Source organism: Streptomyces sp. BV286, assembly GCF_019090165.1.
Classification (GTDB): domain Bacteria; phylum Actinomycetota; class Actinomycetes; order Streptomycetales; family Streptomycetaceae; genus Streptomyces.
In genome coordinates this window covers 19,274-32,837 of sequence record NZ_JAHRIB010000193.1, presented here as the reverse complement: position 1 = coordinate 32,837, position 13,564 = coordinate 19,274, and the positions used below count along the sequence as shown (strand labels likewise).

Below are 13,564 nucleotides of genomic sequence, written 5' to 3'. Positions count from 1 at the left end.
TTGAGGAAGTTGCGCGCGTTCTCCTTGCCCTGGCCGAGCTGGTCGCCCTCGTACGTGTACCAGGCGCCGGCCTTGCGGACGAAGCCGTTCTCCACGCCCATGTCGATCAGGCCGCCCTCGCGGCTGATGCCCTGCCCGTAGAGGATGTCGAACTCGGCCTGCTTGAAGGGCGGTGCGACCTTGTTCTTGACGACCTTGACACGGGTGCGGTTGCCGACCGCGTCGGTGCCGTCCTTCAGGGTCTCGATACGACGGATGTCGAGCCGCACCGAGGCGTAGAACTTCAGGGCCCGGCCACCGGTCGTGGTCTCCGGCGAGCCGAACATCACGCCGATCTTCTCGCGGAGCTGGTTGATGAAGATCGCGGTGGTCTTCGACTGGTTGAGCGCGCTGGTGATCTTCCGCAGGGCCTGGCTCATCAGACGGGCCTGCAGACCCACGTGCGAGTCGCCCATCTCGCCCTCGATCTCCGCGCGCGGCACCAGGGCGGCGACGGAGTCGATGACGATGAGGTCGAGAGCGCCGGAGCGGATCAGCATGTCCACGATTTCCAGAGCCTGCTCGCCGTTGTCCGGCTGCGACAGGATGAGGTTCTCGATGTCGACGCCGAGCTTCTTCGCGTACTCGGGGTCGAGGGCGTGCTCCGCGTCCACGAAGGCCACCTGGCCGCCGGCCTTCTGCGCGTTCGCCACCGCGTGCAGGGTCAGGGTCGTCTTGCCGGACGACTCCGGGCCGTACACCTCCACCACTCGGCCGCGCGGCAGGCCGCCGACGCCGAGTGCGACGTCGAGTGCGGTCGACCCGGTGGGGATGACCTCGATGGGCTCGTTCGGCCGCTCGCCGAGGCGCATCACCGCACCCTTGCCGAATTGCCGTTCAATTTGTGCGAGCGCGGCGTCGAGCGCCTTCTCGCGGTCGGTTCCTGCCATGGGTTCCACCCGATTTGCTTGAGTCGATCGCTTCACGTCAAAGACGCTAACGCCTGCCACTGACAATGCGCCCCGACGCCCGTCCGGCCTGTGGATAACTCGGGCACTTCCGCATGAAATCCCCGCCTGAATCCCGTCTCGGGCCTCGCCGGAACCTCCATCAGAATGGATGTTCGATTTTGGTGTCAAGCGCACCACGCCCTTGGGCGACAGCGTGTCGCGGCTGTGCCGCCCGACCGTCCAGGGGCGCGCGAGGCGGGCCGGAAAGGCGCTAGGACGAGGCCCTGGGCGTGTCGTCCTCTGTCCGCCGTGGCTCCCCGGAGCTGCCTCGCAGGAAGCGTCGGACGCGTCTGAGGAGCGTGCCCGTGCCCCGCTCCCGGCGCCCGTGGACCCGCGGATCGTCCGTGACGTCGTACCGCTTCACGTACGCCCCCAGGAAGGCCTGCAGGGTGGCGACCGCCGGGATGGCGATCAGCGCGCCGACGGCTCCGAGCAGGGCGGTGCCCGCGACGACCGATCCGAAGGCGACCGCCGGGTGGATGTCCACGGTCTTCGCGGTCAGCTTGGGCTGCAGCACGTAGTTCTCGAACTGCTGGTAGATCACGACGAAGATCAGCACCCACAGCGCGTACCAGGGGTTGACCGTGAAGGCGATCAGCATCGGCAGGGCGCCCGCGAGATACGTACCGATGGTGGGGATGAACTGCGAGACCAGCCCCACCCAGACGGCGAGCACGGGCGCGTAGTCCACGCCGAGGGACTCCAGCAGGACGTAGTGCGCGAAGCCGGAGATGAGCGCCATCAGACCGCGTGAGTACAGGTACCCGCCGGTCTTGTTGACGGCGATCTCCCACGCGCGCAGGACCTCGGCCTGCCGGGTCGGCGGCAGCACCGAGCACAGCGCCCGCCTCAGCCGGGGGCCGTCGGCGGCGAAGTAGAACGCGAACAGCGTGATCGTCAGGAGCTGGAAGAGTCCGCCCAGTACCTGCGCGGACACGTCCAGGACGCCGGTCGCGCTGTTCTGCACGTACTTCCGGAGCCAGTCGGAGCGCAGCAGGCTGTCCTGGATGTCGACGCGGCTGAGCTCGGTGTGGAAGGTGGTGTTGACCCAGCTGATCACCGAGTCGACGTATTTCGGGAAGTCCTCGACGATGTCGATGATCTGCCCGGCGAGCATCGAGCCGAGCAGCGTGACGAATCCAGCGCTCACGATCATCACGACGAGGAACACGAGACCGGTGGCCAGCCCTCTGCGCATGCCGAAGGAGGCCATCCAGCTCACCGCGGGCTCGATGGCGAGGGCCAGGAAGAACGCGATCAGGATGTTGATCAGCAGGCCGGTCAGCTGGTGGAAGGCCCAACTGCCCAGCTGGAAGCAGGCGATCAGGGCAAGTGCCAGCACCATGGCCCGCGGCAGCCAGCGCGGCATGCGGCTGCCCCCCGCGACCGCGCCTCCGGCCGGGGGCCCGGGAGGTGTCGTGCCGAGCGGGGATGCGTGCTGTCCGACCTGCGCGGTCTCATCTGTCGATGCCACGGCCCAAGTCTCGCCCACGCCACCGACAATCGAACCCCGTCATCGGATCTTCGCGGCTCTTCAGCGCATTTCGTGGGGAACGTTCACCGCCGTACACACCGCGCGCCACACGTCCTTCGCCTCCCAGCCCGCGTCCAGCGCCTGCTGCACCGTGCGCCCGCCGAGCTCCGACATGACGTGGTCGCACGCGAAGGTCTCGGCGTACCCCGCACCGAAGTGATCCGCCATCCGCTCCCAGAAGACCGTCAACCGCATGACTCCAGTATCCCGCCCCTGAGAGTGGGCCCGAGCCGGGACCGCTTGCCGAGAACGCTTTCCGCCCTACGGTCTGACCCATGGCCGAAACAGGAGCATCCCCACTCCCCCCGACGCCCCCGGCGCACACCTCCGTCGCGCGCGCCGAGCACTTCGTCTGGCTCACCGCGCGCGTGCTGGAGCAGCGCCGTTTCGCGTACCACTTCCTGGGCGGCGGCGCGGACCCGGTCGAGACCGCGCTGGCCGCCTACCGCAACGAGGACGACGGGTACGGCCACGCGCTGGAACCCGATCTGCGCGGCCCGGTCAGCCAGCCTCTGCACGTGGGGCACGCGCTGCGTGTCCTGGACTCGATCGGCCGCTGTGGCGGGCAGCGGGTGGAACGCGTGTGCCGCTACCTGACCTCCGTGTCGACGCAGGACGGCGCGTTGCCTGCGATCCATCCGAGCCAGCGCGGCTATCCGTCGGCGCCCTTCGTGCCGGTCGTGGACGACCCGCCCAGCGAACTGCTCGCCACCGGCCCCGTGGTGGGTCTGCTGCATCGCAACGAGGTGTGGCACGCCTGGCTGTTCCGGGCCACCGACTTCTGCTGGCAGGCGGTGGAGTCCCTGGCGAAGTCGCATCCGTACGAGATCGAGGCCGCCGTGACCTTCCTGGACTCCGCGACCGACCGTCCGCGCGCGGAGGCGGCCGCCGACCGGCTCGGCCGCCTGGTGCGCGAGCAACGGCTCGCGGTGCTGGATCCCGAGCGCGTCGAGGCGTTCCCCGTGGCACCCGGTTACGCACCGGGGGAACACCATCTGCCGCACGACTACGCGAAGACTCCGGGCTCCCTCGCGCGCGCGTGGTTCACCGACGAGGAGATGGCACGCTCCCTGGAGTTCCTGAAGTCCCAGCAGCAGGAGGACGGCGGCTGGCCGGTCCGCTGGCGCCAGTGGGCACCGGGCACCGCCCTGGAGGCACGCCCGATCGTCACGATCGAGGCGCTGCGCACCCTGCGGGCGTACGGGCTGTCCGTCGGCTGACGCCCTCGGGCGCCCGAGTCCCGGCACGGGGCGGCCCGAACCAGCGACAGGACACGGCGAGCGCGTCCTCTCAGCCCGCCAGCGCCCGCACCCCCGCCGTGACCAGCACCGCCACGGCCACGACCAGCAGGAAGGGGGCACGCAGCAACAGCGCCGAGGCGGCCGCCGCGAGCCCCGCGGCCCTCGCGTCCAGCACCAGGACGCGGCCGTCGGCGAAGGTCTGCTGGGCCGTGAGTGCGGCCAGCAGGGCGACGGGCAGCAGGGCGGCCAGCCGCTGGACGAGCGGCCGCTCCAGGACGCCCGCGGGAATCAGCAGCCCGACAAGTTTCACGGCGTAGCAGCCCACCGCGGTGACACCGATCGCGATCCAGATGTTCACCGCTCCTCCTCCGCCGCGTCACGCCCGTCGGCCGGCTGCGTACGCGCCTTGCGGCGACCGTCCGCCCAGAGGACGGCCGGGGCGGCCAGCGCGGCCACCAGGACGGGGACACCGGCGGGCAGCACGGGCAGCAGGCCGAGGCCGAGAACGACCGCGAGTCCCGCGACCACCCGTTCCCTGGCCGTCTTGATCATCGGCGCGAGCAGTGCCAGGAAGACCGCGGGTCCGGCCGCGTCCAGGCCCCACGCGTCGGTGTCACCGATCGCCTCGGCGCCCAGCGCGCCGAGCAACGTGGTCAGGTTCCACAGCACGTAGAGCGACAGGCCGGTGACGGTGAACCCGATCCGCACGCTGCGCCGCGTCGGCTGGGCGAGCGCCACGGCCGTGGTCTCGTCGATGACCCATTGGGCGGCGAACGGGCGCACCGCGCGCGGGAGGGCCAGCAACTGCGACAGCCGCAGCCCGTAGAAGGCGTTGCGCACCCCCAGGAAGAAGGCGCCCGCAGCGGCCGTGAACGGGTTGCCTCCGCCGGCCAGCGCTCCCACGAGGGCGAACTGCGAGGCACCGGTGAACACCAGGAGGCTGAGGGCACACGTCTGGAGCACGGTGAGCCCGCTGCCCGCCGAGGTCACCCCGAAGGCGAAGCCGGACAGTCCGACGGCCACTCCGACACCGAGGGCGTCCCGTACGACGGCGGCGTCGGGTTTTCCGCCGTCTTCACTTCGTATGTCCGCGAAAGCTGTTTGTTCTGCCACGCCTCGGACCGTAGACCGGGTCCCTGCCGCGGGTCTTGTACGTTCTTGCGCTCGCGCTGGTAGGCACCCGGCGGTACGCCCACGATCCGGGTGAAGTGCCGGTTGAGGTGCGGCTGGTCGGTGAACCCCACGGTGAGGGCCGCCTCGGCGGGTACGACGCCGGCGTCCAGCAGTCGGCGCGCCCGCCGCACACGGGCGTCGGTGAGCCACGCGTGGGGCGGCATGCCGTAGGTGTCCCGGAAGGCGCGCAACAAGGCGAAGGGGCTGGTCCCGAGGTCGTCGGCGAGCCGTTCCAGGGTGGGTGGTGCCACGATCCGTTCCTCGAGCAGGGCACGCGCGCGTGCGGCCACCCGAGCGCCCGCCGTCCGCGGGACCCGCTGCGGCAGCGGTCCGCCGTTCATCCTCAGCAGCCGGGTCACGGCCACCCGCAGCAGTGTGTCGGCGGCGAGCGCGTTGCCCTCCTCGGCGGCGCGGAGCACCTGGTGAACCAGTTGCGCGGCGTAGGGGTCGTCGAGCACCGGGCTCATGAATCCGGGAGCGCCACGGAGCATGGTGGTCTCGGCGGCGATCTCCGCAACCAGTTCCGGCGACGGGTAGACCGCGCCGTACCGCCAGCCTTCGGGAACACCGGCGCGCCCCGTGTGCGGGGTGTCGGGATTGACGAGGGCGAGAGAGCCTGCGCCCGCGTACTGATCGGCGCCGCCGTGGTGGAAGACCTCCACGCCGTCGGCGATGGCGGCGATGACGAAGTGCTCGTGCGTGTGCCGGACGAAGGTCTTGTGGACGTACCGGGCCCGCAGCAGATCGACACCGGGCAGATCCGCGTACTGCCAGTGCCGCGCCCGCTCCTTCCCCGCGCCCGCCATGCCACCATTCTCCGCCACCACGGCATGGCCCGGACGAATCCTGCCCCTGCCCGGCCGCCCGCGCTCGCCCGCCCGGACGGGACGGGAACCGGACGTGGACGGGAATCGGATGTCGGCGGATCCGGCCAGCGCCGGCAGTCAGCAGTCAGCAGTCGGCGCGGCAAACCCCCACCGCCCGTGTTTCCACAGGTCAGGCGCGTTGTCAGTGCCCGGGTGCAGGATGGACGCATGGTCAGCTCCGCACGCCGAGCCCTGGACGGCTTCTCCCCCGCGACCCGCGCCTGGTTCACGGGGGCCTTCTCCGCGCCCACGGCGGCACAGGCCGGCGCGTGGCAGGCCATCGGAGAGGGTTCGGACGTCCTGGTGGTCGCCCCGACAGGCTCCGGCAAGACCCTGGCCGCGTTCCTCGCCGCGCTGGACCAACTGGCCTCGACACCGCCACCGGCCGACCCGAAGAAGCGCTGCCGGGTGCTGTACGTGTCGCCGTTGAAGGCCCTCGCGGTGGACGTGGAGCGGAATCTGCGCAGCCCTCTGACCGGTATCCGGCAGGAGGCGGTACGCCTGGGCCTGCCCGAGCCCGAGGTGAAGGTCGGCATCCGCTCCGGCGACACCCCGCCCGCCGAGCGCCGCACCCTGGCCACCCGCCCGCCGGACATCCTGATCACGACCCCCGAGTCGCTGTTCCTGATGCTCACGTCGGCCACGCGTGACGCTCTGACCGGCATCGAGACGGTGATCCTGGACGAGGTGCACGCGGTCGCGGGCACGAAGCGCGGCGCCCACCTCGCCCTGACCCTGGAGCGGCTCGACGAGCTGCTGCCGAGGCCGGCCCGCCGGATCGGTCTCTCCGCGACGGTCCGCCCGGTCGACGAGGTCGCCCGCTACCTCTCCCCGCGCCGCAAGGTGGAGATCGTCCAGCCCCCGTCCGGCAAGGAGTTCGACCTCTCCGTGGTCGTGCCCGTCGAGGACCTGGGCGAGCTCGGCGGCTCTCCGGTGGCGGACTCCGACGAGGGCGCCGAGAGGCCGTCCATCTGGCCGCATGTCGAGGAGAGGATCGCCGACCTCGTCCAGTCCCACCGCTCGACGATCGTGTTCGCCAACTCCCGCCGCCTCGCGGAGCGCCTGTGCAACCGGCTCAACGAGATCGCGTACGAGAGGGCGACAGGCGAGCCCCTGGGGGAGCACCACGCGCCGGCCGAGCTGATGGGCGGCTCGGGCGCGGTCCAGGGCGCACCGCAGGTCATCGCCCGCGCCCACCACGGATCGGTCTCCAAGGAACAGCGCGCCCTCGTCGAGGAGGATCTGAAGGCGGGGCGCCTGCCCGCGGTGGTGGCCACCTCCAGCCTCGAGCTCGGCATCGACATGGGCGCGGTGGACCTCGTGGTCCAGGTCGAGTCCCCACCCTCGGTGGCCTCCGGCCTTCAGCGCGTGGGCCGCGCCGGCCACCAGGTCGGGGCGGTCTCCACGGGCGTGGTCTTCCCGAAGTACCGGGGCGACCTCGTGCAGGCCGCCGTCGTCACCGAGCGGATGCGCACCGGCTCCATCGAGTCCCTCCGTGTGCCCTCGAATCCGCTGGACGTGCTGGCCCAGCAGATCGTCGCCATGACGGCGCTCGACACCTGGCAGTACGACGACCTGCTCGCCACGGTCCGCCGGGCGGCGCCGTTCGCCTCACTGCCCGAGTCGGCGTTCACAGCGGTGCTCGACATGCTCGCGGGCCGCTACCCGTCGGACGCCTTCGCCGAGTTGCGGCCTCGCGTGGTGTGGGACCGGGTCGCCGGTACGGTCACGGGGCGCCCCGGGGCACAGCGCCTGGCCGTCACCTCCGGGGGCACGATTCCGGACCGTGGCCTCTTCGGGGTGTTCCTCGCCGGCTCCGACCCCAAGAAGGGCGGCGGCCGGGTCGGTGAGCTCGACGAGGAGATGGTCTACGAGTCCCGTGTCGGGGATGTCTTCACACTGGGCACGAGTTCCTGGCGTATCGAGGACATCACGCGCGACCGCGTCCTGGTCTCCCCCGCACCAGGGGTGCCGGGGAGGCTGCCGTTCTGGAAGGGCGACCAGCTGGGGCGTCCTCTCGAGCTGGGTCGTGCGCTCGGGGCGTTCCTCCGGGAGGTCGGGTCGCTGCCCAAGGACGACGCCCGGCTGCGGCTCCTCGCCGCGGGCCTGGACGCCTGGGCGGCGGACAACGTCCTTTCCTACCTGGCGGAGCAGCGGGAGGCCTGCGGCCACATCCCGGACGACCGCACCATCGTCGTCGAGCGGTTCCGCGACGAGCTGGGCGACTGGCGGGTCGTCGTGCACTCCCCCTTCGGCGCCCAGGTCCACGCCCCGTGGGCGCTCGCGCTCGGTGCCCGTCTCTCCGAGCGGTACGGCATGGACGCGCAGGTCATGCATGCCGACGACGGCATCGTGCTGCGCCTCCCGGACGCCGACCTGATGAGCCTGGACCTGCTCGACCAGGAGCCCGTGAAAGCGGGCACGGAGTACGACGCGGAGCAGGCACCCCTGGGTGCGGCGGATGTCACCTTCGACAAGGGTGAGGTCGACCAGATCGTCACCGACCAGGTCGGCGGCTCAGCCCTGTTCGCGTCCCGCTTCCGCGAATGCGCGGCCCGCGCCCTGCTTCTGCCGCGCCGCAGCCCGGGCAAGCGCACCCCGTTGTGGCAGCAGCGCCAGCGAGCAGCCCAACTGCTTCAGGTGGCGAGCGAGTTCGGTTCGTTCCCGATCGTCCTGGAAGCGGTCCGCGAATGCCTTCAGGACGTCTTCGACGTGCCTGGCCTCGTCGAGCTGATGGGCGACGTGGAGTCCCGCAAGGTGCGGCTCGTCGAGGTCACCACGCCCGAGCCGTCACCGTTCGCCCGCTCGCTGCTGTTCGGTTACGTCGCCCAGTTTCTCTACGAGGGCGACTCGCCGCTCGCCGAGCGCCGCGCCGCGGCCCTGTCACTGGACTCACGCCTGCTCGCCGAGCTCCTCGGCCAGGCGGAGCTGCGCGAGCTTCTGGACGCGGACGTCCTGACCGAGCTGGAGCGCGAACTGCAGTGGCTCACCGAGGACCGCCGGGCCAAGGACGCCGAAAGCGTCGCGGACCTGCTGCGGATGCTCGGTCCGCTCACCGAAGCGGAACTGGCCGAGCGCGGAGCCCTCCCGGAGTGGGCCCGGGAGCTGGCCGCGGCCCGCCGTGTCATCCGGGTCCGGATCGCCGGAGCCGACCACTGGGCGACGATCGAGGACGCGGGCCGCCTGCGTGACGCGCTCGGTACCGCCCTGCCCGTCGGCGTCCCCGAGGCCTTCACCGAGCCGGTCAAGGACCCCCTCGGCGACCTCCTCGCCCGCTACGCGCGCACGCACGGCCCCTTCACCTCCACCGCCGCCGCGTCCCGCTTCGGCCTCGGTACGGCGGTCACCGAAGGTGCCCTGCAGAGGCTCGCGGCGAGCGGCCGCGCCGTACAGGGCGAGTTCCATCCCGCCGGTATCGGCCAGGAGTGGTGCGACGCGGCGGTGCTGCGCCGGCTGCGACGCCGTTCGCTCGCCGCGCTGCGTCACGAGCTGGAGCCGGTACCGCCCGCCGCACTCGCGCAGTTCCTGCCGCAGTGGCAGCACCTGGGAAGCGGGCACGGCCTGCGCGGTCTCGACGGACTCGTGCGCGCCATCGAGCAGTTGCAGGGCGCTTCGGTGCCCGCGTCGGCGCTGGAGAAGCTCGTCCTGCCGTCCCGCGTCTCGCACTACGCCCCTGCGATGCTCGACGAGCTGACCGCCGCCGGCGAGGTGGTCTGGGCCGGAGCCGGCGCACTGCCCGGCAAGGACGGCTGGGTCTCCTTGTACCTGGCGGACTCGGCGCCGCTCCTCCTGCCTCCCCCGCATCCCCTGGAGCTGACCGCGCTCCACCAGTCGGTGCTGGACGCCCTCTCCGGTGGCTACGGCCTCTTCTTCCGCCAGATCACCGACCAGGTCCGGGCCACCACGCATCCGGAGGCCACCGACCCCCAGTTGGCCGACACCGTCTGGGACCTGACGTGGTCGGGCCGCCTGACGAACGACACGCTCGGTCCGATGCGCTCCCTGCTGGGCTCGGGCCGTACCGCGGGCTCCACCGCGCACCGGGCGAAGCGCACGATGCCCCGCGGTCGGTACGGAGGCCTGACGGCGGGGGCACGCCCCACCTCGCGCACCGGCCCGCCCACCGTCGCGGGCCGCTGGTCCCTGCTGCCGGACCGGGAGCCCGATGCCACGGTGCGCGCGCACGCCCTGGCCCGCACCCTGCTCGACCGGCACGGCGTGGTCACCCGGGGCGCAGTCGCCGCAGAGGGTGTGGAGGGCGGGTTTTCCGCCGTCTACCGCATCCTGTCCGCATTCGAGGACAGCGGACAGGCCCGCCGCGGCTACGTGGTGGAAGGGCTCGGGGCGGCGCAGTTCGCGATGGACGGCGCCGTCGACCGGCTGCGCGCGGCGGCCACCGCCCGTGAGCGGGGCGAGGCCCTGCCCGAGACCGGTGTCCCGGCTGCTCCCGCACTCGGCCACTCGGGTGCGCACAGCCCGGGCCACGCCGACGGTTCCGCCAGGCACCCGGACCCCTTCGACGACGACATGGGCCTCCCGTCCGCCGACGCGCTCAGGCCCGAGAGCGACCCCTACTCCTTGCGCGCCGGTTCCGGCTCCCCGGCCGGCGGTTCCAAACCGTTCTTCCCCGGCTCCTCCACGCCCGGCTCCGAGGAGGGTTACGCGCCTGCCTTCCGCGACACGCCTCGTACGGCCCCGCAGGCGTTCCCCGGCGGTCCTGCCTCCCGCACCCGGGCGGGCAGCGCGAACCGTGCCGTGGTGCTGGCCGCCGCCGACCCGGCGAACGCCTATGGCGCGGCCCTCTCCTGGCCCGAACCTCCGACCGGCGCGGGTCACAAGCCGGGCCGCAAGGCAGGCTCCCTGGTCGTGCTGGTGGACGGCGAGCTGACCCTCTACATGGAGCGCGGCGGCAAGACGCTCCTGGCCTGGCCCTCCGCCCCGGACGAATCACCCCTGCACGACGCACGCCTGCGCACGGCCGCCGAGGCCCTCGCCGCAGGCGCCCGCGCGGGCTCTCTCGGCACGGTCACGGTGGAGCGGGTCAACGGCGCCTCCGCACTGACATCTCCGTTCGGCACCCTTCTGGAAGGAGCCGGTTTCCACGCGACCCCACGCGGTCTGCGCCTGCGCGCGTGAGTGCGCCCGCCCACCCGCAGGACCACCCGCCCACTCCGTGCCACCCTGGATCCCATGCCCGAAGGAGACACCGTCTGGCAGGCCGCCCGGCGCCTGCACCGGGCCCTCGCGGGCCATGTGCTCACGCGCTCCGACCTCCGCGTCCCGAAGTACGCCACGGCCGATCTCACCGGCCGCACCGTCCTGGACGTCACGCCCCGCGGGAAGCACCTGCTCACCCGTATCGAGGGCGGCCTGACCCTGCACTCGCACCTGCGGATGGACGGTTCCTGGAAGGTCTACGCCCCGGGTGAGCGCTGGCGCGGCGGCCCCGGCCACCAGATCCGCGCGATTCTCGGCACCGCGGAGCGGACAGCGGTCGGTTACCGGCTCCCCGTCCTGGAGCTGCTCCGCACCGCCGACGAGGACCGCGCGGTCGGCCATCTCGGCCCCGACCTCCTCGGCCCCGACTGGGACCCGGACAAAGCCCTCGCGAACCTCCTCGGAGCCCCGGACCGGTCCCTCGGCGAGGCGCTCCTCGACCAGCGCAATCTCGCCGGCATCGGCAACGTCTACAAGAGTGAGCTGTGTTTCCTGCTCCGCGTCACACCCTGGCTCCCCGTCGGCGAGCTCTCCACCGAGCACACCGCCCACCTTCCGACACTCGCCAAGAAGCTCCTCGAGGTCAATCGCGACCGTCCCACCCGCATCACGACCGGCCGCCGCGACCAGAGCCTGTACGTCTACGGCCGTGCGCCCCGCCCCTGTCTGCGCTGCGGCACCCCGATCCGCGTGGCGAGCCAGGGCGACGGCTCCCGCGACCGCCCCACGTACTGGTGCCCGCTCTGCCAGTCGGGCCCGGCCCCCTCCTCACGCCCCAGCACCATCCGGTGACACCGCCCTGAGCACACACAGGTGACGGCAGACCACTCCCCGGCCCGCGAACCAACCCAACAACGGTCCTCCCGACCACGACGGTCACCCCGCCCAGCCGGTCCCCCCGACCACGCCGGTCACCCCACCCCGCCGGCCACCGCAGCCACCACGACCGCCCCGCGCCGTAGAGCCCCCGTCGTTTCTCACACACCACAGCCAATTGACGACCCGTCAGAAATACTCGTACCGTCCCCTCATGCCCGTCACGGCGTACGACCTCACCGGACGCACCGCATTCGTCACCGGCGCGGCGAGCGGCATCGGCCGCGCCTGTGCCGTGCTGCTCGCGGAGGCAGGTGCGACCGTCCACTGCGCGGACCGCGATGCCCCGGGCCTCGACGAGACGGCCGCACTGATCAAGGACAAGGGCGGCACGGCCCACGTCCACACCCTCGACGTCACCGACCGCCTCCAGCTCGGCGAAGCGGTCGCTGCCTGCGCGCGCCTGGACGTCATGGCCGCCATCGCCGGGATCATGCACAGCAGCCCCGTCCTGGAGACCCGTGATGAGGACCTGGACCGGGTGTTCGGGGTCAATTTCAAGGGCGTCCTGTACGCCTGCCAGGAAGCGGCCCGCTCGATGCTGGCCTCCGACACGCGCGGCAGCATCATCACGATGGCCTCGGGGGCGGTGGACACCGGCGGGCCTGGACTGCTCTGCTACGGAGCCGCGAAGGCGGCCGTCGTACAGCTGACGAAGACCCTGGCGACCGAGATGGGACCGCACGGCATCCGCGTCAACGCGGTCGCTCCGGGCTGGATCCGTACACCGATGACCGACCGCCACGACGATGAGGCCCAGGCCCGGACGGAGACATTCATGGCACGGATGTCACCGCTGGGCCGAGTCGGCGAGCCGGAGGACATCGCCCACGCGGTCCTGCACCTCGCCTCGGACGCCTCGGCGTTCACGACGGGCCAGATCCTTCGCCCCAACGGGGGCGTGGCGATGCCCTGGTAGTGGGCAGGCACCCACCAGCAAGCCCGACGCACGGGCAAGCCCCACGCCCCACAAACGGCTCTCCCCGCAAGGAGCCTCCTCGCCCCCTCGATCCTCGCCCGTCGCCCGTTGCGCGTTGCGCGAGGAGTCCCGCTCGGCGCACCTCTCAACCTCAGAAGGACTCACCCCGCCCCAGGAGCGGCCCGCGTCTCCTTCGCCATGCCTCCGAGGCTCGCCGCATCCCCTGGTCCGATCCAGCAGCCCCAGCGGCCCGCGCCTTGGGCACACAGTGCACCGGAAGCAGGCTCAGCCCCCACCCGCCGGCCGCAACCGCCCCTTCGAGCACTCCGGCTTCGGCGGTGAACGCCAGTCGCAGTACCGCCCACCACCACAGCCCACCGGCGCCCAGAGCCAGCCCCCACCGGCCTATTCGCCCCATCCGCCCCTTCATGGCACCGCCTCCAGCCCGACGCTAGACCGCCGCGTTCCCACATCGACAGGGCGCACCGGCACACCAGGGGCGCCACAGGCGCACCTTCGACTCCGGCCCCACCACAGCGCGCCCCGCGCCAGAACCAGAACCGACGCCGAAACCACCACCGCCCCGAACCGCGCCCTCAATCCCAACCTCAGCCTTGAACCCGACCGCACCCTCAAATCCCGACCGCATCCTCGACCCCGACCGCAGCCCTGAGCCCGACCGCACCCTCGCTCCCAACCGCAGCCCTGAGCCCGCCACCCGAAGGTCCCATTCGGACCCCGGCCGGCCG

General features: G+C 72.0%; 11 protein-coding genes. 4 read left to right on the top strand and 7 right to left on the bottom strand.

What is annotated here, in order from left to right:
- The 3 genes from recA to KUF83_RS36995 all read right to left on the bottom strand — a co-directional run.
- Window positions 1–929 (bottom strand): recombinase RecA (gene recA, locus KUF83_RS37005; RefSeq protein ID WP_217459447.1); only part of this gene is annotated, 929 nt, incomplete at its 3' end.
- Between the two features lie 271 nt (window positions 930–1,200).
- Window positions 1,201–2,463 carry an AI-2E family transporter gene (locus KUF83_RS37000; protein ID WP_217459446.1) on the bottom strand — a complete coding sequence of 421 codons (1,263 nt, stop codon included), beginning with the start codon at window positions 2,461–2,463 and terminating at the stop codon, window positions 1,201–1,203.
- A gap of 60 nt (window positions 2,464–2,523) precedes the next feature.
- Entirely contained in the window at window positions 2,524–2,718 is a 195-nt protein-coding gene (locus KUF83_RS36995) for a DUF3046 domain-containing protein (RefSeq protein WP_217459445.1), read from the bottom strand.
- Window positions 2,719–2,798: 80 nt separating this feature from the next.
- On the opposite strand from KUF83_RS36995, the gene KUF83_RS36990 reads away from it, so the two are divergent.
- Complete coding sequence (locus KUF83_RS36990) at window positions 2,799–3,743, top strand: hypothetical protein (RefSeq protein ID WP_217459444.1); 945 nt, start codon at window positions 2,799–2,801, stop codon at window positions 3,741–3,743.
- Window positions 3,744–3,813: 70 nt separating this feature from the next.
- Here the strand turns inward: KUF83_RS36990 and KUF83_RS36985 are convergent, their stop codons facing one another.
- Genes KUF83_RS36985 through KUF83_RS36975 form a run of 3 tightly spaced genes read right to left on the bottom strand, consistent with a single transcriptional unit; the run spans window position 3,814 to window position 5,743 of the window.
- On the bottom strand, window positions 3,814–4,122 hold the full coding sequence (locus KUF83_RS36985; RefSeq protein WP_217459443.1) for an AzlD domain-containing protein: 309 nt from the start codon (window positions 4,120–4,122) through the stop codon (window positions 3,814–3,816).
- Window positions 4,119–4,850 carry an AzlC family ABC transporter permease gene (locus KUF83_RS36980; protein WP_308403308.1) on the bottom strand — a complete coding sequence of 244 codons (732 nt, stop codon included), beginning with the start codon at window positions 4,848–4,850 and terminating at the stop codon, window positions 4,119–4,121. The genes KUF83_RS36985 and KUF83_RS36980 overlap by 4 nt, the downstream gene beginning before the upstream one ends.
- Window positions 4,751–5,743: an AraC family transcriptional regulator gene (locus KUF83_RS36975; RefSeq protein ID WP_254644922.1), complete on the bottom strand. Its 993-nt coding sequence runs from the start codon at window positions 5,741–5,743 to the stop codon at window positions 4,751–4,753. Before KUF83_RS36975 ends, KUF83_RS36980 begins: the two co-directional genes overlap by 100 nt.
- Before the next feature lie 228 nt (window positions 5,744–5,971).
- Between KUF83_RS36975 and KUF83_RS36970 the strand changes: the two genes are divergently transcribed.
- From KUF83_RS36970 to KUF83_RS36960, 3 genes are all read left to right on the top strand, one after another.
- Entirely contained in the window at window positions 5,972–10,939 is a 4,968-nt protein-coding gene (locus KUF83_RS36970; RefSeq protein ID WP_217459441.1) for an ATP-dependent helicase, read from the top strand.
- A gap of 54 nt (window positions 10,940–10,993) precedes the next feature.
- Window positions 10,994–11,812, top strand: coding sequence for an Fpg/Nei family DNA glycosylase (locus KUF83_RS36965; RefSeq protein ID WP_217459440.1), 819 nt, complete (start codon window positions 10,994–10,996; stop codon window positions 11,810–11,812).
- A gap of 238 nt (window positions 11,813–12,050) precedes the next feature.
- Window positions 12,051–12,815, top strand: a complete 765-nt coding sequence (locus tag KUF83_RS36960) for an SDR family NAD(P)-dependent oxidoreductase (protein ID WP_217459439.1) — start codon at window positions 12,051–12,053, stop codon at window positions 12,813–12,815.
- 151 nt (window positions 12,816–12,966) lie between these two features.
- Here the strand turns inward: KUF83_RS36960 and KUF83_RS42310 are convergent, their stop codons facing one another.
- Window positions 12,967–13,233, bottom strand: a complete 267-nt coding sequence (locus tag KUF83_RS42310) for a hypothetical protein (RefSeq protein WP_254644925.1) — start codon at window positions 13,231–13,233, stop codon at window positions 12,967–12,969.
- Window positions 13,234–13,564: the final 331 nt, after the last annotated feature.

Coding starts and splice junctions, on each gene's coding strand:
- KUF83_RS36995 (WP_217459445.1), bottom strand. CDS start 2,718: ATGCGGTTGACGGTCTTCTGGGAGCGGATGGCGGATCACTTCGGTGCG.
- KUF83_RS36990 (WP_217459444.1), top strand. CDS start 2,799: ATGGCCGAAACAGGAGCATCCCCACTCCCCCCGACGCCCCCGGCGCAC.
- KUF83_RS36975 (WP_254644922.1), bottom strand. CDS start 5,743: ATGGCGGGCGCGGGGAAGGAGCGGGCGCGGCACTGGCAGTACGCGGAT.
- KUF83_RS36970 (WP_217459441.1), top strand. CDS start 5,972: ATGGTCAGCTCCGCACGCCGAGCCCTGGACGGCTTCTCCCCCGCGACC.
- KUF83_RS36965 (WP_217459440.1), top strand. CDS start 10,994: ATGCCCGAAGGAGACACCGTCTGGCAGGCCGCCCGGCGCCTGCACCGG.
- KUF83_RS36960 (WP_217459439.1), top strand. CDS start 12,051: ATGCCCGTCACGGCGTACGACCTCACCGGACGCACCGCATTCGTCACC.
- KUF83_RS42310 (WP_254644925.1), bottom strand. CDS start 13,233: ATGGGGCGAATAGGCCGGTGGGGGCTGGCTCTGGGCGCCGGTGGGCTG.